The 19,274-nt window shown below is 38.7% G+C and carries 21 protein-coding genes; 13 read left to right on the top strand and 8 right to left on the bottom strand.

What is annotated here, in order from left to right; genetic code table 11:
- The first annotated feature begins 2 nt into the window (after positions 1-2).
- Positions 3-1,097: a PepSY-associated TM helix domain-containing protein gene (locus FBD94_RS14865; RefSeq protein WP_169472316.1), complete on the top strand. Its 1,095-nt coding sequence runs from the start codon at positions 3-5 to the stop codon at positions 1,095-1,097.
- Positions 1,098-1,143: 46 nt separating this feature from the next.
- Here the strand turns inward: FBD94_RS14865 and FBD94_RS14860 are convergent, their stop codons facing one another.
- On the bottom strand, positions 1,144-2,319 hold the full coding sequence (locus FBD94_RS14860) for an MFS transporter (RefSeq protein ID WP_136880915.1): 1,176 nt from the start codon (positions 2,317-2,319) through the stop codon (positions 1,144-1,146).
- Between the two features lie 121 nt (positions 2,320-2,440).
- Here FBD94_RS14860 and FBD94_RS26455 point away from each other — a divergent pair, with 121 nt between their 5' ends.
- Positions 2,441-3,190: a DeoR/GlpR family DNA-binding transcription regulator gene (locus FBD94_RS26455; RefSeq protein WP_136880752.1), complete on the top strand. Its 750-nt coding sequence runs from the start codon at positions 2,441-2,443 to the stop codon at positions 3,188-3,190.
- 39 nt (positions 3,191-3,229) lie between these two features.
- Entirely contained in the window at positions 3,230-4,030 is an 801-nt protein-coding gene (locus FBD94_RS14850; RefSeq protein WP_136880751.1) for a GNAT family N-acetyltransferase, read from the top strand.
- Between the two features lie 15 nt (positions 4,031-4,045).
- Here FBD94_RS14850 and hepB read toward each other — a convergent pair whose 3' ends face one another.
- Positions 4,046-6,364: a heparin/heparin-sulfate lyase HepB gene (gene hepB, locus FBD94_RS14845; RefSeq protein ID WP_136880750.1), complete on the bottom strand. Its 2,319-nt coding sequence runs from the start codon at positions 6,362-6,364 to the stop codon at positions 4,046-4,048.
- Positions 6,365-6,615: 251 nt separating this feature from the next.
- Here hepB and FBD94_RS14840 point away from each other — a divergent pair, with 251 nt between their 5' ends.
- The 5 genes from FBD94_RS14840 to FBD94_RS14820 all read left to right on the top strand — a co-directional run bounded on the left by FBD94_RS14840 (position 6,616) and on the right by FBD94_RS14820 (position 10,234).
- Positions 6,616-7,104 (top strand): YdeI/OmpD-associated family protein, encoded by a 489-nt coding sequence (locus tag FBD94_RS14840; RefSeq protein WP_136880749.1) that lies wholly within the window; start codon positions 6,616-6,618, stop codon positions 7,102-7,104.
- A gap of 249 nt (positions 7,105-7,353) precedes the next feature.
- Positions 7,354-8,187, top strand: a complete 834-nt coding sequence (locus tag FBD94_RS14835) for a class I SAM-dependent methyltransferase (protein ID WP_136880748.1) — start codon at positions 7,354-7,356, stop codon at positions 8,185-8,187.
- Positions 8,184-8,390: a hypothetical protein gene (locus FBD94_RS14830; RefSeq protein ID WP_136880747.1), complete on the top strand. Its 207-nt coding sequence runs from the start codon at positions 8,184-8,186 to the stop codon at positions 8,388-8,390. Before FBD94_RS14835 ends, FBD94_RS14830 begins: the two co-directional genes overlap by 4 nt.
- A gap of 122 nt (positions 8,391-8,512) precedes the next feature.
- A complete protein-coding gene (locus FBD94_RS14825; protein ID WP_136880746.1) occupies positions 8,513-9,091 on the top strand; it encodes a YdeI/OmpD-associated family protein in 579 nt (192 codons plus the stop codon).
- Between the two features lie 102 nt (positions 9,092-9,193).
- Positions 9,194-10,234 carry a DNA topoisomerase IB gene (locus tag FBD94_RS14820; protein WP_131608193.1) on the top strand — a complete coding sequence of 347 codons (1,041 nt, stop codon included), beginning with the start codon at positions 9,194-9,196 and terminating at the stop codon, positions 10,232-10,234.
- 5 nt (positions 10,235-10,239) lie between these two features.
- On the opposite strand, the gene FBD94_RS14815 is transcribed toward FBD94_RS14820, so the two are convergent.
- The 6 genes from FBD94_RS14815 to FBD94_RS14790 form a co-directional block, all read right to left on the bottom strand.
- Positions 10,240-11,100 (bottom strand): SDR family oxidoreductase, encoded by an 861-nt coding sequence (locus FBD94_RS14815; protein WP_136880745.1) that lies wholly within the window; start codon positions 11,098-11,100, stop codon positions 10,240-10,242.
- A gap of 136 nt (positions 11,101-11,236) precedes the next feature.
- Complete coding sequence (locus tag FBD94_RS14810) at positions 11,237-11,764, bottom strand: protease (protein ID WP_136880744.1); 528 nt, start codon at positions 11,762-11,764, stop codon at positions 11,237-11,239.
- 9 nt (positions 11,765-11,773) lie between these two features.
- The gene (locus FBD94_RS14805; RefSeq protein ID WP_136880743.1) at positions 11,774-12,094 is read right to left on the bottom strand and encodes a Dabb family protein; all 321 of its coding nucleotides are present in this window, start codon (positions 12,092-12,094) and stop codon (positions 11,774-11,776) included.
- Between the two features lie 110 nt (positions 12,095-12,204).
- Positions 12,205-12,795 (bottom strand): hypothetical protein, encoded by a 591-nt coding sequence (locus FBD94_RS14800; RefSeq protein WP_136880742.1) that lies wholly within the window; start codon positions 12,793-12,795, stop codon positions 12,205-12,207.
- A gap of 68 nt (positions 12,796-12,863) precedes the next feature.
- Positions 12,864-13,502 carry a DUF6266 family protein gene (locus FBD94_RS14795; RefSeq protein ID WP_136880741.1) on the bottom strand — a complete coding sequence of 213 codons (639 nt, stop codon included), beginning with the start codon at positions 13,500-13,502 and terminating at the stop codon, positions 12,864-12,866.
- Between the two features lies 1 nt (position 13,503).
- Entirely contained in the window at positions 13,504-14,175 is a 672-nt protein-coding gene (locus tag FBD94_RS14790) for a DUF6266 family protein (RefSeq protein ID WP_136880740.1), read from the bottom strand.
- 426 nt (positions 14,176-14,601) lie between these two features.
- On the opposite strand from FBD94_RS14790, the gene FBD94_RS14785 reads away from it, so the two are divergent.
- From FBD94_RS14785 to porL, 5 genes are all read left to right on the top strand, one after another.
- Positions 14,602-15,042: a universal stress protein gene (locus FBD94_RS14785; RefSeq protein WP_136880739.1), complete on the top strand. Its 441-nt coding sequence runs from the start codon at positions 14,602-14,604 to the stop codon at positions 15,040-15,042.
- Between the two features lie 31 nt (positions 15,043-15,073).
- Positions 15,074-16,066, top strand: coding sequence for a DUF4271 domain-containing protein (locus tag FBD94_RS14780; protein ID WP_131608201.1), 993 nt, complete (start codon positions 15,074-15,076; stop codon positions 16,064-16,066).
- A 17-nt stretch (positions 16,067-16,083) separates the two neighbouring features.
- Complete coding sequence (locus FBD94_RS14775; RefSeq protein ID WP_131608202.1) at positions 16,084-16,854, top strand: uroporphyrinogen-III synthase; 771 nt, start codon at positions 16,084-16,086, stop codon at positions 16,852-16,854.
- A gap of 168 nt (positions 16,855-17,022) precedes the next feature.
- Positions 17,023-18,390: a T9SS ring complex lipoprotein PorK/GldK gene (gene porK, locus FBD94_RS14770; RefSeq protein WP_136880738.1), complete on the top strand. Its 1,368-nt coding sequence runs from the start codon at positions 17,023-17,025 to the stop codon at positions 18,388-18,390.
- A 49-nt stretch (positions 18,391-18,439) separates the two neighbouring features.
- Entirely contained in the window at positions 18,440-19,243 is an 804-nt protein-coding gene (gene porL, locus FBD94_RS14765) for a type IX secretion system motor protein PorL/GldL (RefSeq protein WP_136880737.1), read from the top strand.
- The last annotated feature ends 31 nt before the right edge of the window (positions 19,244-19,274 follow it).

Below are 19,274 nucleotides of genomic sequence, written 5' to 3'. Positions count from 1 at the left end.
TATTGAACCTTAAAAAAATCATTGGACAAATACACCTCTGGCTCGGACTCGCTTCCGGGCTAGTGGTGTTTATCTTGGGAATTACGGGGGCGATTTATGCGTTTTCAGATGAAATAAAGGAGCTGATTTATAAGGATCGGCTGCAGGTAAGGGTTTCTGAAGGGTCAGTACGTTTGCCTTTGAGCCAGTTAAAATTAATCGCAGAAGAAGCGATAGGCAAAGATCGGAAGATATCGAGGGCGGAACTTTCTCAATCACCAGGAAGAACGTACATGTTCAGGGCAATGAAGCTAAACAGGGAGGCTTTTGGCTATTGGAATTATTATCAGTATTATGATAAGGTTTACCTGAATCCTTATACTGGGCAAGTGGTATTTAAGGAGGATGCCAAAAGGGAATTTTTTACAGTGGTTTTGGCTTTGCACATGAATTTGTTGTTAGGAAACAATGTTGGACACTTCGTTGTGCGCTGGTCGGTGGTTTGTTTCGTGATTTTGTTGATTTCAGGGATAGTGTTATGGTGGCCTAAGAACTGGAAGCCTAAACAATTGAAGAAAAGTTTCAAGGTAAAATGGAACGCGAAATTTAAAAGACTGAATTACGACCTGCATAATGTCTTGGGTTTCTATAGTTTTCTGGCATTAATGGTGATTGCGCTGACTGGGCTGAGGTGGTCTTTTGAACTGACCACGGAAAATAAGGCGAAGATATTGTCTGATACTACACAGGTATCGGAGATCATGCCAAATGACCTGATTCTTGGCCAGGCCTTAAAGGCTTCGCCCAGAACCGCTTATTTCCTGTATAATTTTCCTTCTGCCAACAGTGGAACGGTGAATGTTTCAGCTTATCAGAGTGATATGCGTTTGTATGATCGGGTACAATATAAGTTTGATCGGTACAGTGGAAAGTTGTTGCAAAAAGGAGATGCTTTTGGGCAACTTTCTTTGGGAGCTAAGGTGATCGCTATGAATTATGACCTGCATACGGGTAGTGTATTGGGGCTTGGTGGCAAATTACTAACGTTTTTGGCTGGGCTGATTGCCGCTGGCTTGCCTGTTACTGGTTTTTTGATCTGGTTGAAACGAGGGAAATAAGCTGCAATTAATATTAGTAGCGTCTTTCATGACGTATGTAAAAAAATTAAACATTAGGTTTCCTGAATGCATAAGTTAAAGCGACACTTAAAAGCAATGCCCCAGTAAAGGTCAGTGCAGCAGTTAAGGAAAAGTGGTAGGCGATAAATCCCAGAAGCGCAGGGCCCGCAAGCTGACCTGCGTAGCCCATGGTGCTAATCGCCGGAATAGCGGTTGAAGCGGGTATTCCTTTAAGTCTGCCGCCCTCGCTAAAGAATACCGGTACTATGTTTGCGGCACCTACGCCCAGGAGCGCAAAGCCAAGAAGGGTAGTCGGAATCCATGGCGTTGCCACAGCAATAAAGATTCCTATGGCAGCGATGAGGCCACCACCAACCACCACTGTTTTTCCACTAAATCGCTCAACTATGCGATCCCCTAAGAGCCGCATGATTGCCATTGCAATAGAAAAGGTCGCATACCCAACTCCCGCAAGCTCTGCATCTATTCCTCTACTCTCCTTTAAAAAAAGCGCACTCCAATCCAACATGGCTCCTTCGGACAGAAATACGGCAAAACATGCTGCGCCAAGAAAAATTACGCTGGAACTGAGCCATCCCGATCTGGGTTTTATTTTATTTTCTGGGTGTATATTATTTTCCTGCATATCACCTTCTTGCTCTTTGGAGAACAGAAACTGATATTTCCATAGCAGGATGATTATAAGTAGTATCGAAATTGAAATTGCGGCAGTTAATGGATTGAGTCCTGCACGCATCAATAATCCCAGTCCCAGAGAGCCACACAGGCCACCTACACTAAAAAGACCATGAAGGGATGACATGATGGGGCGACGATACTGGTTCTGAACATGGATACCATGGGAATTCATCGCTACATCAATGACACCGATCCCCGCTCCAAAAACAAAGAGTGCCGCCCCCATCATCCATGGATTTGGCATCAATAACAATATGGGAAGGAAGATAGCAGCGACCAGTCCCGAAATCAATATGACGACCCTTGTACCATAAAGCTTAGAAAGATATCCACTCAGCGGCATCATTGAAATCGCCCCAGCCCCTAAAAGCAGCAGCAGTAGCCCAAGATTGGCATCATTTAAGTGTAGCCTTTCTTTTACGAAAGGCACCATGGGTGCCCAGCTGGAGAGGGCAAACCCGCATACCAGGAAAATATATTGTGTCGCTTTTTTGGCTTTCGTTGTGATCTGGTTATTATCCATCATGCAAATTAATGCAATATATTGCAAATTTGCAAATAACTGTATCTGGTGTGAATTAGAAAATGCTTTAATGATAGGAGGATTTTATGCAATGGACTGAAAGAATTACATTTGTTGGTAAATGATCAGAGAAAAAAGGTTTGAGCATATAATCGCTAGTTTAAAGACTACAGGTACGATCACCTATAGCGGAATGTCTAGAGACCTGTCAGTTTCTGAGGACACTATTCGCAGAGACATTGACTACCTACACGAAAATGGTCTGTTGTCAAAAGTTAGAGGCGGAGCGATATCGCGTGACAAAAATCCCCTTTCCTTTCAAGACCGCACTGATTTTCTGTCTACGGAAAAAGAGGTAATCGGGATGAAGGTTCAGCCATTACTTAAGGCTGGTATGAGTGTGTTCATGGATGGTGGAACCACGATATGTGCGGTTGCGGAATGTTTACCAACTAATACCTCATTAAGGGTTATCACCAATAATATGGCTCTGGTTCCTTTGTTGGCCCGGTTCCGGGACATAGAAGTAATTGTACTTGGCGGGAACTATGACCGGGATACACAAACAAATACTGGTGCCAGAACGTGTGATGAGGCGGCTGAGTTCGTCGTGGATCTTTATCTTATGGGCACCTGTGCAATCTCGAAGGATTTCGGCATCACCTCGGCAATAAGAGAGGATGGCGCTGTAAAGAAGGCAATGATAAAAGGTTCGAAAACGGTAGTTGTGCTCAGCAATAGCAATAAAGTAGGTGCCAACGAACCTTTTGTAGTCTGCGGCTTGCAGGGAATTAACGTTTTAGTAACTGAACTTCCAAGTGATGACCCCAAGCTGGATGAGTTACGGTTTAAGAATTTGAAGATTATCTAATTTCTATTTAATCATTGAGATTAAATAGCCCAAAAACCAATGAAAATACTAGCTTTAGAATACAAGGAATTAAATTTAATATCAGATTTAACACCTGAAGGGTGGAATGAGATCAAACCGAGTTTCGGTTTTTATGTACAATCATCCTTTTGCTTTCCAATTAAGGTTGTGGTTGATGATAAAATTGTTGGATTAGGTGCAACCATTATTCATAATGATGTAGCTTGGCTTGGCCACATTATAGTCCACCCTGATCAAAGAGGTAATGGAATCGGAAAATGTGTTACACAAGCGCTGATTGATATTGCGAAGCAAAATAAATGTGAGACTATTTATTTAATCGCGACTAAGCTCGGTGCTCCAGTATATGAAAAGCTGGGTTTTGTTACTGATACAGAATACTTGTTTTTTAAAGATGTAAAATTTGATGAAGAATTGGTGATCTCAGATCAGGTAATACCTTATAATCAAGATTTCAAAGACGAAATTTCAATCCTTGATAAAATGACTACGGGAGAGGAAAGAATGATGCATCTTGAAAATTCTCTTGAAAATGGATTTGTGTATATTAATAATCATACAATTGAAGGTTTCTATTTGCCGGCTCTTGGTGATGGGTTAATTGTTGCAAATAATTCATCAGCCGGCCTTGAACTTTTAAAACTTCATTTAAAATCTAATGACAAAGTATCTTTTCCTATAGATAACCTGTTGGCTACAGATTTTTTGCACAATAATGGCTTTAAGGAATATGATGTTGCAAAACATATGAGACTAGGAAATATCAGGTCCTTCAAACTCGAAAATATTTACAACAGAATAGGGGGTAATGTAGGATAAACGGCTTTTTGTCTTTTATCTCAGAAAACGATACGATCCTTCAGTTCCGACGAAATAAAGGGTTCCATCATCACTTCTGACAGAAAACGCAGGATGAACTACTTTTCCATCTTTCCATACCTGCCAGGTACCGGGTAAAAGATCAGTAATTACGAATTTGTATGTCCCCTTCCCAACAACCGAAAAGTTAAAAGGACGGTCTACCGTTTCCGAAGTCCTACCGAAAGTAACGACTCTATCGGCAAGCTGTACACCAACTACCTTGTCGCCATCAATACGCTTCACCTCGTGTAATTTTTGCTGCGTGTTATCAGCAATTTGCATCACATTTAGGTAGTAATCTTCTGATGCAGCCTTTTTTGGTGTTATTTCCACACGCCATGCACCGCGTTCCAATGCTTCGTCGGTACCAGGCTTAGGATCATTGGTGTAATTGGTGCCAAACACCCAGAAATCTTTACCCTTGCCACCCACAGATTTAATGTCAGAATTAGCCAGGTCAGGTAGTAAAGCCGTGTTGACCAACATGCCGCTATCGCCATTTTTTGTGCGTTTTATAGTAATTTGGTTGCCCTTTATTTCGGGTTGCTCGATACTGTGTAACAACCAGAATTTTTTAAAATCAGGGCTGGAAGAAACCACTTTGTCAAAAACGATCATCGCTGCGGGAACCTTGGCATCCTTAAGGTTTAAGAATAGAAACGAACGTTTTACTTCTTTTACCTTCGTTGAATAAGCTGCGGTAATATCACCTTTCAAGTAAGTATAATCAGGAGTTTGAGCTTCGGGACCAAAGCCTTGGGCAAGAATTTGGCCTGTTTTGAAATCGCCTGCCAACATCTCTTTAAGGTCACGTGGAGCGGTCCAACCTTTTCCCGGCAAACGTTGTCCACCATCATTAGCCGCAAAGTCAGTCTTGTCTGCTCCGCCATATCCCGAGGTGTTGAAAATCTCTTTGGGGTCGTAAATCAACAAACTATTGTGCGCGATCGTTCGCTTAAAAAAGTTTTTATTGTGTGGACTGTTATAGCCACCCGAAGAGCCAGTGTATGATCCGGCATCAATAGCTAGCGGACCTTTGTAGTAAATTTGGAATGCTCCGGCATCCTGATGTTGATGGTTTAGGAAGGAATATTCGTTGATTTTCATCTCTGCAATCACACTTTCCGGACCCCATCCAGTGCGGGCAATCATCCATCCGAAAGGAGAACCTGAGTATCGGGATAAGGGTAAATCATCCGGTTTACGACTGCCTAGTTTAGTGTCACGCCATAAAAATTCGAATAATTTGCAATGGGCTTCAACTTTAGGATCTTTCAGGAATTCGTAATTCAAATACTCATCTTTATAATAGCTACCTGCAAGGAATGTCGGTAAGGAATAATATTTGGGCTTTTTTCTAGAGTAATCTACATCACCACTTGCCATAATCTGTCCATCTGGGCGACGTTTGTAGATCATATCATAAAGAACAAACTGTTGTCCAGGATGAAATACATTTCCGGCTCCCATTCTGTCTAATATCCAAAGGGCAAAAAGATCGTTGGTGAACCTAACATTCAGGTATGACATGCCTTGATGATAGTTATGGGAAGGATAGAACCAGTTGCGGGCAACCAGATGTTCACTGAAAAAACGGCCAGCAGCAAGGTTATACATCTCAGGAAACTCATCGTAAATGGCAATTCCTACGGAGAGCAGATCTCGCATAATCATCCACTCTGAGGCATGTCCTACAATAGATTTGTCTTTTACCGGAGGGTAACCACATTCAAGCATTTTGGCCAACCGGACAAAAGCTTTCACAAAACGCGTTTTCTCTTCAGGTTTCAGCTGGTCGTAGCACCAGTCATATACAATGGCACCTGTTACCATAAACAGACCAATTCCTCTCGAAATATCACCAGCCTCCTTAAAGGTTGCTGTTTCGAGGGTATCAATAATCATAGTAATGGCTTCTCGTCCTACTTTTGGGTTTTTGGTCATCAGATAGTTCAAGGCCTTTAATTCGGCTCTGACCGTAAGTCCTTTCTGGTTGAAAAAAAATCGAAAGTCTTTGACTGCCGGAATCTCCTCTGGTTTCCAATCTTCCTGCATTTTGACCATATCGTTCCAAACTTTTTTTAGTTCGGGATCGTTTATTCTGTTTTTTAGATCAGGAACTTGTTGTTCACGAATATATAATCGTGGATGAACCTTTGGGGGGACTGGCATTGACACGCCGTCCACATCTTTCCAAACCACATCGGCCTGGATTTGGGAATAACCTTTTGTTGAAAAAACGCAAAGTTCAACAACAAATAAAATCACACACAGGTAAAGCTGCTTTTTCATATTATGGTTTAATTGTCCGATCGATCAATTTAATCTGACCTTGGTGATTTCAAGATATGAAGATTTTTGCGCAGCAATAAGGCATACTGTGCCTTTTCAACAGAACCTAAATGAATTTAATGATTTTTAAAACTAGAGCGCTCATGATATCAAGATAACTAGCTAATGTTTTAATACTTGATTAACTTTATCTAATCGAAGCGTAGTTTTACCTCGTTCCAGTTCGCGAACGAAAAATTTGCCAGTAGAAAATGAAAAGTTATTCCTTCCATGCAACCATAGAAATAATAGGGATTAATCCATACGTCCAGGTCCCGGAAATTATTTTGACCGAAATTTTTAGTCAAGCAGGTAAAAACAAAGGACATATTCCTGTTGCTGGAACTGTAAATAGTCTACCGTACCAACAAACCTTACTAAAGTACAGGGGTCTTTGGCTACTTTATATTAATACCTTAATGCTTAAAAATTCTCCCAAACGTATTGGAGAAACCGTTAAAGTAACTATTGAATTTGACCCATCGGATAGAACGATAAAACCACACCCTAAATTAATAGAGGCATTAAAAAATAATCTAGAAGCAAAGTCTAAATTTGATAAACTTACCCCTTCAATGCAAAAAGAGATGGTAAGATATATTTCATCCTTAAAAACAGAGGAAAGTAGAACTCGAAATATAGAAAGAGCTATTAATTTTTTGTTGGGTAAAAGTCCGTTTATAGGGAAAAAAACTCTTTAATTAATTCTATCTTTGTGATCTGTTATACTATATCTAATATATTATTCAATCCTTCGTAAGATACACTCCTTAAATCGAAGGCCTAATGCATTGGAACCATCTGGTTCTGGATGTAACGGATAATATATACACCTTTTTTTTCCAACAATTTTTAATAGCAAAAGAGATTGATTATCAAATCAATTGCTTTATCACATTGCAAGATGATTAGTATCTCCTGCAATTGGATAAGGGTTAATAATATTCAAGATGAATAGTAAACAGTTAATAAGTAGAGATATAGAACTCTTTTATAATAAAGCATCCGAAGAAACCAGACTGAACAAAGGTATGGGGGTGTTTGAATTTGAGAGAATCAAATCACTCGTAGAAAAATATATTCCATTCGCATCGGCTAAAATAATTGATGTTGGTGGAGGAACAGGCAAATATTCAGAATGGCTTGCCAAAAAAGGTCATGAGGTATACTTAATTGAGCCAGTACTTAAACATATTCAAATAGCTAAGGATAGAGCTAGTAAATTAAAAAATAAATATTTTGTTTCTTTAGGAGAAGCCAGGAATTTAGACTTCCCGGATAATTTTGCTGATTTAGTAATTCTACACGGACCGCTGTATCATCTTCAAAAAAAAGAAGATAGAGAAAAAGCGATTCGTGAAGCCAAACGAGTTGTAAAAAGAGACGGTATCATTTTAGGGTTTTCTATAAATTATACTGCATCAACTTTAGTTGGGCTTTTACAAGGACTAATTCATAAAGGTGCTTTCTTTAAAATGTGTAAAGAAGAACTCACAACAGGTGTTCATAATCCCCCGAGTGATTTTCCCTGGCTTCTGGCGGAAGCATATTTTCATAAACCAAAAGAGTTAAAAGATGAATTCGTGAAACTGGATTTGACGTATATAAATACCTATGCAGTTGAAGGGATGGCCTGGCTGGATAAAGACTACTTTTTGAACCTTTTGGATATGAAAAAGAGAAAGACCTTAATGGAACTCATTCAGATCACTGAAAACGATAGCTACCTTTTACCATTTAGCCCGCATATGATGATAGCGGTAAAAAAAACAATCAATTTATGACAAATAAAGAGAAATATTTTAATGCTTTCAAGGAAAGCAATGGCCGTTGTAATGAAATAGAGCTTGGAGAAAAACTTGGTCTAGATGAAAATACGACCAGACAAATACTCACTCAACTTCTATCAGAATATAAAATTGAACATATTGAAAATAGAGTTTGCGATTATAGCGTAATGAAAGCTGTTAAAGGAAGAATCAGATAACAATACATATATTCTATAATTAGTTGGATTTGACGATCGGTATGACATACTGTTGTCACTGGTCGTCTTAAATTTGTTAATATTAAAGCCGCTTATTACAAAAAATACGGAGGACAATAGCTATGGAAGATAGATTAATGATATATCCAACAGACAATATCGAATGGCGCGAATGGCTTGCGTTAAACCATTTAGAATGTAAAGGCGTCTGGTTAATCTATAACAAGAAGATTAAGGGAAAAGAATTACCAGGGTTATCCTGGAGCGAGTCTGTAGATACAGCACTTTGTTTTGGTTGGATAGATAGTAAAAGACTCCCTATCGATGAAATGAAATTTATGCAGTTTTTTTCAAAAAGAAAACCTAAAAGCGGTTGGTCGAGAATTAATAAGGAAAAGGTTAAAAATTTAATTGATCTTGGATTAATGACTGATGCTGGTTTGAAGACTATCAACGCGGCAAAACGCGATGGATCCTGGAAAGCGCTGGATGCCGTCGAAAACCTTACAATGCCTAAAGACCTGGCTTTAATGCTGAAGGAGCATAGCCATTGCGAAGTTTTTTTTACTGCCCTTAGCAATTCGGTCAAGAAAACTGTTTTTTACTGGTTATCTAGTGCCAAAAGGGAGGAGACAAGAAATCGGCGACTTGCTGAAATCATTAGGTTTATAAACGAAGGTAAGCTGCCGAAACAGTTTTAATAACTATCAGGGAGATGGAAAACATAAAAAGTTCAAGGCCGGCATGGCAAGGAGGGCAAACCATTCTCGGAAGTGCTTGTTTTAAATAAAATACATTGATCTATGCCAGAAACTAGAGATGAAATTAAAGAGAGTGGCTTAGCATATGTTACTGATGCTATGCCGGGAATTTATAGGAGAGGGGAAGCAGGTAAATTTTATTATCATGATAAAGAGGGGAATAAAATAACGGATGAAGACCATTTGCAACGGATAAAATTACTTGTTTTACCTCCTGCATGGAAAAATGTCTGGATAGCCCCTAAATCGAATGCTTATTTACAAGCGACGGGAATTGACGCTGCTAATAGAAAACAATACCGGTACCACGGTAAATGGATAAGTAGGCGATCTGACTATAAATATTTCAGATTACTGGAATTTGGAAAGACATTGCCTGAAGCAAGAAAAAGGATAATAAAGGATCTAAAACGTAAGGATTTTGATGAGCAAAAAGTACTGGCGATTTGTGTTGATCTATTACAGAAGACCTTGTTAAGGGTAGGTGGGAAAAGTTATATGCAACAATATGGCTCCATTGGTTTAAGTACATTGAAGGGTAAACATGCTAAAATCAATGGGAATTCAATGCGTTTATCTTTTGTGGGTAAAAAAGGAGTTCAACATGAGGTAACATTAACGGATAGACGTTTAGTGCCGCTTGTAAAAAAATGTAAAGATATTCCTGGTCAGGAACTTTTTCAATTTTATACCGATGGCGGAACTCATAAAAGTATAGATTCAGGTCAAATCAATAGTTACATTAAGGAAATAACAGGAAGTGATTTTACAGCAAAAGATTTTAGGACCTGGGGTGGTACATTGGAAGCTTTAAGACAATTTGCAATCTGTGAAAAACAATCTGAAGAAATTTCTAAAATGAAAGTTGAGATTCAGGTATTGGATTGTGTAGCTAAAAAATTGGGGAACACCAGAGCAGTCTGTAAAAGTGCTTATGTATATCCATTGCTGTTGGAAGCCTATAAAAACGACGGGCTAAATAAGTGGTTGAAAAAGATAAATACATCCATTAAGCCAATGAAAAGCGCGTTAGAGAATGATGAGAAGGTTCTTTTGTCTTTTCTTAAAACGACACAAAAATAGGTTTGTCAACCATTAATGATTTCGCCGCCATTAGGATGAAGGATTTGCCCGGTTATATAACTAGCATCTTCAGAAGCTAAAAAAACGTAGCAAGGTGCGATTTCATTTGGTTGTGCTGCTCGTTTTAAAGGGACATCTGATCCGAATTTTGAAACTTCTTCCGGAGTAAAGGTTGCCGGAATAAGTGGTGTCCATACCGGACCCGGTGCTACTCCGTTTACCCGGATTTTTTGGTCAGCCAAAGAAGCTGATAAGGATCTTACAAAAGAAACAATTGCCCCTTTTGTGGCCGAATAATCTATTAGATGAGCACTGCCCCGATAAGCCGTTACAGAAGTGGTACAGATAATACTTGCTCCTTTTTTAAGATATTTTAATGCCGCCTTGGTGGTATAAAAGTGTGAAAATATATTAGTCTTGAAGGTTTTTTCTAAATGCTTTGCTGTGATTTTTGTTATGCTACTGGTTGGAAACTGAATTGCTGCATTATTAACCAAAATGTCAAGATGACCGAATTCTTTTATAGTTTCCTGAACAATCTTAATGCAGTGCTTTTCATTAGAAATATCTCCGGCAATTGCAACTCCGCGTCTACCGTAACTTTGAATGTGAGTTAATGTTTCATTGGCATCTGTATGCTCATTTAAATAACTGATCATCACATCTGCACCCTCTTGTGCAAAAGCAAGGGCAACCGCTCTGCCTATTCCACTGTCTCCACCAGTGATTAAAGCTACTTTTCCTGCCAATTTAAGGGAATGGTCCTTTGGACTAAACAAAGGAGCTGGTTCCATTTTAGTCTCTTTACCTGGTTGACTCCTTTGTTGTTGTTTGGGTCTTAGCTTTTTTTCTTTTACTGGTTTCATGTCATTGAAATTCATGTATGTAAAAGAATAACACCTTATTATTTAAATTGTTGTATGATAATGAGTAGCAACAATTAGTATCCTGGGTTTTGCACCATATTCATGTTCAGCATCATTCATCAATGCTTAGTGTCGATTATTTGGCGTAAACGAAAGAAATACTGTCTTTAACAATAAGTCCGCTCATGTTTTGGCCTACGTAAGTAATGGTATACTTAGCCGGTTTGGTGAGGTCATATCCTTTTAAAAGATCTACGGTAGTAGAAACACTGTCTTTAGAATTTACAGCCATATAACTGCTAGCCGGTGGTGGCATCACTCGTTTCGCCATCGCGCCTTTGTAGTTCACTTCTTCGCCGGACTCTGATTTTACATCCAAATATTTGCTTATGAAAGGCTCAAAAGGAGTGTGCCATTTGCAAAAATGTTGTGCAGTGTCGGCATTGTTGTACACCGTAAATTTCAGTTCCACCAATTCGCCAAGCTTAATGGTGTCTTTCACCGATATCTTTGCAAATAGACCTTTTTCAGCAGTGCTGTCTACAACTTCAGTAGCCGAAGAATTCGCTGCATCAGTACTGTTTTGTGCACCGTTGTTGTTCATCCCGCAAGATGAAAGTGCCAGTACAACGGCGGTAGATAGTAGTATATTAAAGTTTTTCATGATTTAGTTTTAGGCTTGGACAGCATCATAAACGATGACTTTCTCCCACAAATGACTATGATTCTTTATAAATTCCAGGTGAATGGGATGTGTTTGATAAGTTTCCTGGCCCTCCAGATCACTAAAAAAGATCAACTCTGATACGCCCCAACTGTTATCTACAACATCGCGTTTTTCTGTACTTGCAACAATGCCAACATGTATTTCGAGTACCGTTGGTATTTTTGCAAGTGTTTTTACACCCGCAACCAACTGATCACGATCTTCTTTTGAACTTGGATTTTTCAACCAGAAAAATACATGATGGACAACCTGATAATTCTTATTCATATTTCATAAATCTATGAAAAATAAATGATTCACATAATGCAGCTAGCTTGGCTTTCTTTGAACTATTCCTCGCTTTCATTGATCCGGTATTCCTTGTTTTGGGATGAAATTTAAAGATCCTTCTGCTCATTCTTGATTTTTCTGATCCTTTTAGCAAACTTCAAGGCTCCTTCGGTAAGATTGTTTTTCTTAACAGTTTGCTCCCTAAAACTTCTCTTGCTAAGACTTAGGATATTCGTCCAATTTCTATTTTTTAGATACTTATCAATTCGTGGAGAATAGGAGGGTGACCAATGCGCTGTCTTAATTTCACTCTGCAATTTTATTACAACTTCTTGTAGTATATTATCTAAATATTCGTTAGGCTGACAACGTTCTTTGACTCCCCCACTGTACCAGTGATCATAGGAGAGACTAACTTTCCAAAAAGGATCAATTATAAAAGTATATTTTCGAGACAGCGATACGATCTTCTTATTCCCCGAATCCTCTGTAAATTCAGAAATTTCCCATTCTAGCCCCTTTCCGTCCATTATCTGCACTATTTTAACTTCTGCATAAAAAACTTCCGATATAATTTGATGCGTAAAATTGGAGGCAAATTTTTGTAATTCAATAAGAGGCATGGTGCTTGGATAGTAAATCCCATTGCTGTTTATGGTGAATTCGTGCCCGTAGCTATAATCTCTATTCTGATCCATAATTTTTAAGAAATTTAATCAAGCGAATGTACCGCTAAGGGTAAGCCCTTAGCGATGCTTTTATTTTTCTAAACGCATTTCAATTGCCCTAAGTAAGTGCTATTGCCCTGCAACTTTCCATCTTTCGAAGCAAAACTCATATAGCAATGGACGGTATCGCCAACAAAATCTTCTCGTAGGTCGAGCATATATCCCTGTGCATAACGATCAGTTGCTAATGCCTTTTTCACAGAATACCCTTTTGCTGGATTATAAACCAGAAAAGTGGCCATATCAGTGTATTGACAGTACATAGATTGTCGTTGCGGTAACCAGTTAAATTCTATTTGTCCAGGTAAAGCCAACATAGCAGGACTTTCGGCTGGGAGAATATAACCTCTGCTGTACATCAACTCTGGGTAATTCAATGTGAAACCAGTTTCATCGACTAGAAACGCATGGTCATAGTTGTAAGCACTCGCCACATTTACAGGGTCCTTTCCTTTAGAAAACTGCTTAAACCCGAGCTTGATTAGATCATCAATATTGGTCAAAAAGCCGCTTAGCAGTCCAAATTTTCCTTGAGCATCCAATTGCGAAGTTGTTGGCGGTTTAGTACTTGCCCGGTAAGCGCCGGTAAGCACGTTAATACTTCTGTGCATACGGCCTACTGAGGGACCTGTTTTATTGCGAATGGGACCCATGATCCCCGATTTTAATATGCCCATGTCAAGAATTTAATAACAAGTTATCCGTTGTTTCTGATTTGTTAAAACTGCCGGTGTATACACTGTCAGCCACTTGCTTTCTGTCTGCGGCAATAAAAGATAAATAGGTCTCCATATATTTCCCTTGTAAGCTCGGTGGAAGTTCCAATGTTGCGCTTCCAGAAATTCTGTCATTACCAAACAATAGGTATTCTGCCCGCTTTTCATTAGGGAAATAAGCCAGTATCATCACTTGTTCAGCCGCTTCTGGCCAGGCCATCTTAGGGTCTGTGTGCCAGGTAAACTGTAGTCCCATAGGGAATTGCGTAACCTTCCAATTTTCTGCAGGCTTTAAAAGTCCTTTGCTTAATAAAATTTGAGAATAGGCAATCTTAAGTGCTGGATAAGTTCCCTCAATCATCCGACTTTTGTTGTACTTTATAGTTTGATTATAAGCGTTATCGTTCCTTAATTTGGCCTCAATGCTAAAGCCTGTTTCGATAAAATCTCTTATCACTAACGTAAACTCACCAGATAGTTTGGTTGCCACTCTGTTTCTTAATTGTAATTCCGAAGGTGGTTTGTTATTCAATCCGATTTGTCGACATACATTTTGACCATTTAACATGTAACAAACCATGTTGCCCATTCTTCCGATGAATGGTCCATTCGGACCGTTGTTGATAATTCCCATTGCGTTAATATTTGGTTAGATAATAGGTCTCATTACCTGAGGCTTAAACAAATATAATACACAACTGCCCGAAATGCAATAGACAGAGTGTAACATTAATAGCGAATAAGTTGGGAACAAATAGAGTTTAAATAGAGGGTTGCTTTACCCTTGCTTTAGGGTTGGCTTACCCTTGCTTTACCCTTGACTTACCCTATGGGTAAAGCAACCCTAAAGCAAGGGTAAGGCAAGGGTAAAGCAACCCCATATTTATTCCAAACTTATTAGCTACTTATTCCTTAGTCATAAATAGAACAGCCAGCCCCACTCGCCTCCCTTTTGAGCTTGATGACAATCAGTTCCATTTTTGACCGGCGTCATGATTTGGTTGGGACAATCCTGATAAATTTGTATCGTGTTAATTCCTTGTATTAATTGATTTTAGTTATGAAACCATTATTGTTATTGACCGATTTTTCTGAAAATGGTAACCATGCAGTTGAGTATGGATATCGTCTCGCTAAAGATTTAGAGACCAATGTGACCTTATGCAATGCGGTTGACTTCGCGGAAACTGCAAATATGTTATGGCCTGCTGAAGCTTATGATGCCCTGATCTCTGATAGTGGCAAAGAACTGAAAAAGTTGATGAAACATTTAGAAGAGACAGACCACAATGCCGGCTTCCATCCGCAGATCAGTTACCAGTGCAAACTTGGCCGACTTGTCGACGTGGTGGAAAGCGCAAGACAAAAGGAAGATTTTTACATGATTGTAATCGGTGCACATCGTAAGGGCTTTGCCAGGTTTTTATTGGAGAACCACAGCAAAAGTATGATGGATACTTTAACTTGCCCGCTGCTGATTGTACCGCAGAAGCTTAGCTAAAACTAAATAGTTTTTGTCTAAATTTGCGGCAATGAATTGGAGCCGCATTATTTTAATAGCCTGTCTGTTTTTTGCAATAAGCATTAACCGGGCAGAAGCCCAGGTACTAAGCCCTTTGCCTTTGACAGACACTACTGCTGCTGTGAAAAAAAGCTATTCAAGGCGTGTGGTAAGGGATTCTGCTTTCTATGCAAGGCAAAAATTTGTAACCGATTCTATCATTTCGCATACCTGGATTTTGCCCCCAGCTTTAGTCGATAAAAACATAATTATCGATAGTATTTTAAAAGCGCAGGTATATGGTCGTTCGGGCTTATATACCCGCTATAAAGATTATAAAACCTCCGAAAAAGTTAGTCAATACCGTACTGGGACACCTGTGCCAAAAGGAAACCTTTGGGTATTAGGTGTAATTGCCCTATTGATGGTCTTGTTTGCGTCCTTAAAAATCTCTTTTTCAAAGCAGTTGCAGACTATTGTACAATCTTTTTTTAGCAACAGAATCCTGAATAACCTCAATAAAGAAGATAACCTTTTTACATCCTGGCCCTTCCTGCTGCTATTTGTACAATTTGGTTTTACCATCGGTATGTTCTTTTACCTGGTTACTCAATATTATCACATGTCTTTTGCCGATAGTGGTTTCCGTTTCTATCTAAGTATTTCTGTTTTAATAGTGGTGTTGTATGTGTTAAAGATTGTTTTATTGCGACTGCTTGGTTACCTTTTTGACGTTCAAAAAGCTGTAAGTGAATATGTGTCGATATTATATTTAAGTTATTTTAATATCGCATTAATGTTCATCCCTTTGGTGATCGCTTTTGCGCTATCTCCTTTAAAGTATGGGCCTTATTACATCGCCATTTCATTTATTCTATTAACTATTGTCTTTGTATTTCAATTTATTAGAGCCGGAGTTAATATTTTATCTCATTATCGGTTTTCAAAAGTCTATTTGTTTTTGTACTTTTGTGCCCTCGAAATCTGCCCTATATTAATATTAATCAAGGCAATAGGATTATAACGCGGTAATTAGGTAAAATGCAAGAACAGACAGAAGATAGGCTACGTAAGGTGAAAAGTATATTGGTAACCTTACCAAAACCGGAAACAGAGAAGTCTCCTTATTTTGATTTGGCTAAGAAGTACAATTTGAAAATTGATTTTAGATCATTTATTCATGTTGAAGGTGTTCCAGCCAGGGATTTCAGAAAAGATAAAATCACCTTGGGTGATTTTACAGCAGTAGTTTTTACAAGCAGAAATGCCGTAGATCACTTCTTTAGGATTTGTGAAGAAATGAGATACGATGTGCCAGCAGACTTGAAATACTTCTGTATTTCGGAGTCTACAGCATTATATCTGCAGAAATACATCCAATACAGGAAGCGAAAAATCTTTTTTGGCAAGCAAACTGCAGCCGATCTGGCCGAAGTACTAAAGAAACATGCGGAGGAGAAATTCCTTTATCCATGTTCTGATGTAGCTACCGAAGATACCATGAACTTTTTGCAAAAGAACGGATACAACGTTACACCTGCAGTTTTGTTTAGAACTGTAGTGTCTGATTTATCTGATCTGGCAGAAGTTTTTTATGATATCATCGCTTTCTTTAGTCCTTCAAGTATTCAGTCGTTATTTACCAATTTCCCTGACTTCAAACAGAACAATACACGTATTGCCGCCTTTGGGGTAAATACACATAAAGCTGTTAAAGATGCAGACTTGATTGTAGATATAGCAGCACCTTCACCAGAGGCTCCATCTATGATTATGGCACTTGAGAATTATATAAAGAAATCAAACAAATAGGCCTTTGATATTTACTTTTACTTTAATAAGTTTCTCGTGAATTATAGTGGTGATGGTATAAATAGCAAAACCCCTTTCTTTTTTACAATAGGTCACATTTTTATGACCTAATAATTGTTTATATCAATCATTATTGATAAAATTGTTATAAAATTGCTTAGCGCTATTATGAGAAACTTATACTTCGTTGCTTTTATTATTATCACTGCATTATTTTCTAGTTGTGGAAAAGGGGGACAGGGAGAACTGGTAGGAGTTTATAATAGGAAATTCAGAAACAATAAAATTCCATTGGGAATGGTATATATCCCACCTGGAAGGACATTAATTGGGATGTCTGATGAGGACATCAATAACTCGCAAAGTTCTCCGAGTAGGATGACTTCATTCAGTGCCTTTTTTATGGATCAAACCGAAATCTCAAACGCTGAATACAGACAGTTTGTGACTTGGGTTAGAGATTCTGTTGCCGTAACCTCTTTAGGTCCAACGGTAGCTCCGGCTTTCTTTAAGCCTGCACCAAAAGGGGCAGATGGAGCAGGTGCTTTAGGTGCCAATAGAGATATTGACTGGAGAAAAGTTGGAAAGGGATCTTTACTTTGGAGTAAAAAGAACGGTGGTATGGGCAACAAGTTAACCGATATGTATTATAGCGGTGCTGATGCTTTACCTGGTAAAAATGAAATCGATATCAGAAAACTCAAATATGCTTATAGTTATGTGAGCTCTGATTTAGCGGTTGAAGGTAGAAAAGACCCATCTAAAAAAAGACAGGATTTCATCATCACTTATACTGATAATCCTGATCCTTCTAATCCAAATCATCACCCATCTGTACCTGTTTATCCAGATACACTGGTTTGGAAAGTAGATTATTCTTATTCTCAGAATGATCCTATGGTGAAAACTTATTTTAACCACCCTTCTTACGATGAGTATCCTGTGGTAGGGGTTACATGGGAGCAAGCCAGTGCTTTTTGTGTGTGGCGTACCCGTTTCTACGAATCAGTTGCCGCTTCAAGAAAATTACCTGCAAACTCAAGACCTGAATATCAGTTGCCAAGTGATGCACAGTTTGAATATGCTGCCAGAGGTGGTAATGTGAAGACTAAGTATCCATGGGGAGGCCCATATGTGCGCAATACAAAAGGTTGCATGCAAGCAAACTTTAAAGTGGGTCGTGGAAATTATTCTGATGACGGTGGATTATACACTGTAAACGTAAAATCTTATTTCCCTAATGATTACGGGCTATATAACATGGCTGGTAACGTAGCGGAATGGACAATAACTGCTTATAACCAATCTTCAGCCCCAATGCTGCTTGATTTTAACCCTAACTTTACTTATGTAGCTAAAACTGGCGACAGTAAATACATGAAACGTAAAGTAGTAAGGGGTGGATCATGGAAAGATATTGGCTTTTTCCTTCAAAATTCTGTGGGTACATACGAGTACCAGGATCAAGCTAGATCATATATTGGTTTCAGATGTGTAACCGCATATCCTGGTACTGATATCAGCTATAAAAACTAAAATAAACCCAAAAACTCAATAATCTCAAACATCCTTATTAACGAACAAAATGGCAGCAAAAAAGAAATTCGATTGGTTACACGTTGCAATATCCTGGGGAGCCAGTATTGTAATTATTGGCGCCTTATTTAAAATATTACATATTGGTGGAGCCTTTGGTAACTATGCGATAGGTATTGGTTTGGGAGTGGAAGCTTGTTTATTCTTCTTAACCGGCTTTAGACAACCAGAACAAGAACTTCCCTGGGAAAGAGTATATCCTGAATTAAGTGCTGATTATAATGGAGAGAAACGTCAAGTTCCAGTTGCTCAGGTGGCTGTAGCAGGCACTTCTTCAACTGCTGCCTTAGACAACATGATTAACGCTAAAATCGGTCCTGAATTGATCGAAAGCTTAGGTAACGGTTTGCGTACTTTTGGTGATAAAGTTGCTGCAATCTCAAACGTTGCAGATACTTCAGCCGCTACAACTGAATTTACTGCTAAAGTAAAAACGGCTTCTGCAAGTTTTGATTCATTGAATGGTGCTTTCCAAAAAGCAACTTCTCAGTTAGCAGAAATGGGCGAAAGCAATACTTCAGCTACGGCATACCATGATCAGGTGAACGCTTTAGCTAAAAATCTATCTGCTTTAAATGCAGTTTACGAATTGGAATTACAAGATTCAAGTGCACACCTTAAATCAATGAATAAATTCTATCAGAATCTATCATTAACAATGGGCAACTTTAATGAATCTATGGAAGATTCGAAACAGTTTAAAGACGAGGTTGGTAAATTGGCCAAAAACTTATCTTCATTAAATGCCATCTATGGTAATATGCTGTCTGCTATGAATCAGCCACGTGTATAATTAGCAATCAATTAGTTATTATTTAACCAAA

Origin of the sequence: Pedobacter hiemivivus, from assembly GCF_005144565.1 — a bacterium.
Lineage (GTDB): Bacteria > Bacteroidota > Bacteroidia > Sphingobacteriales > Sphingobacteriaceae > Pedobacter > Pedobacter hiemivivus.
The sequence above is the reverse complement of the archived record's forward strand: the minus strand, read 5'-3'. Positions and strand labels throughout refer to the sequence as shown.

Coding starts and splice junctions, on each gene's coding strand:
- FBD94_RS14860 (WP_136880915.1), bottom strand. CDS start 2,319: ATGGATAATAACCAGATCACAACGAAAGCCAAAAAAGCGACACAATAT.
- FBD94_RS26455 (WP_136880752.1), top strand. CDS start 2,441: ATGATCAGAGAAAAAAGGTTTGAGCATATAATCGCTAGTTTAAAGACT.
- FBD94_RS14850 (WP_136880751.1), top strand. CDS start 3,230: ATGAAAATACTAGCTTTAGAATACAAGGAATTAAATTTAATATCAGAT.
- hepB (WP_136880750.1), bottom strand. CDS start 6,364: ATGAAAAAGCAGCTTTACCTGTGTGTGATTTTATTTGTTGTTGAACTT.
- FBD94_RS14840 (WP_136880749.1), top strand. CDS start 6,616: ATGAAAAGTTATTCCTTCCATGCAACCATAGAAATAATAGGGATTAAT.
- FBD94_RS14835 (WP_136880748.1), top strand. CDS start 7,354: ATGAATAGTAAACAGTTAATAAGTAGAGATATAGAACTCTTTTATAAT.
- FBD94_RS14830 (WP_136880747.1), top strand. CDS start 8,184: ATGACAAATAAAGAGAAATATTTTAATGCTTTCAAGGAAAGCAATGGC.
- FBD94_RS14825 (WP_136880746.1), top strand. CDS start 8,513: ATGGAAGATAGATTAATGATATATCCAACAGACAATATCGAATGGCGC.
- FBD94_RS14820 (WP_131608193.1), top strand. CDS start 9,194: ATGCCAGAAACTAGAGATGAAATTAAAGAGAGTGGCTTAGCATATGTT.
- FBD94_RS14815 (WP_136880745.1), bottom strand. CDS start 11,100: ATGAAACCAGTAAAAGAAAAAAAGCTAAGACCCAAACAACAACAAAGG.
- FBD94_RS14810 (WP_136880744.1), bottom strand. CDS start 11,764: ATGAAAAACTTTAATATACTACTATCTACCGCCGTTGTACTGGCACTT.
- FBD94_RS14805 (WP_136880743.1), bottom strand. CDS start 12,094: ATGAATAAGAATTATCAGGTTGTCCATCATGTATTTTTCTGGTTGAAA.
- FBD94_RS14800 (WP_136880742.1), bottom strand. CDS start 12,795: ATGGATCAGAATAGAGATTATAGCTACGGGCACGAATTCACCATAAAC.
- FBD94_RS14795 (WP_136880741.1), bottom strand. CDS start 13,502: ATGGGCATATTAAAATCGGGGATCATGGGTCCCATTCGCAATAAAACA.
- FBD94_RS14790 (WP_136880740.1), bottom strand. CDS start 14,175: ATGGGAATTATCAACAACGGTCCGAATGGACCATTCATCGGAAGAATG.
- FBD94_RS14785 (WP_136880739.1), top strand. CDS start 14,602: ATGAAACCATTATTGTTATTGACCGATTTTTCTGAAAATGGTAACCAT.
- FBD94_RS14780 (WP_131608201.1), top strand. CDS start 15,074: ATGAATTGGAGCCGCATTATTTTAATAGCCTGTCTGTTTTTTGCAATA.
- FBD94_RS14775 (WP_131608202.1), top strand. CDS start 16,084: ATGCAAGAACAGACAGAAGATAGGCTACGTAAGGTGAAAAGTATATTG.
- porK (WP_136880738.1), top strand. CDS start 17,023: ATGAGAAACTTATACTTCGTTGCTTTTATTATTATCACTGCATTATTT.
- porL (WP_136880737.1), top strand. CDS start 18,440: ATGGCAGCAAAAAAGAAATTCGATTGGTTACACGTTGCAATATCCTGG.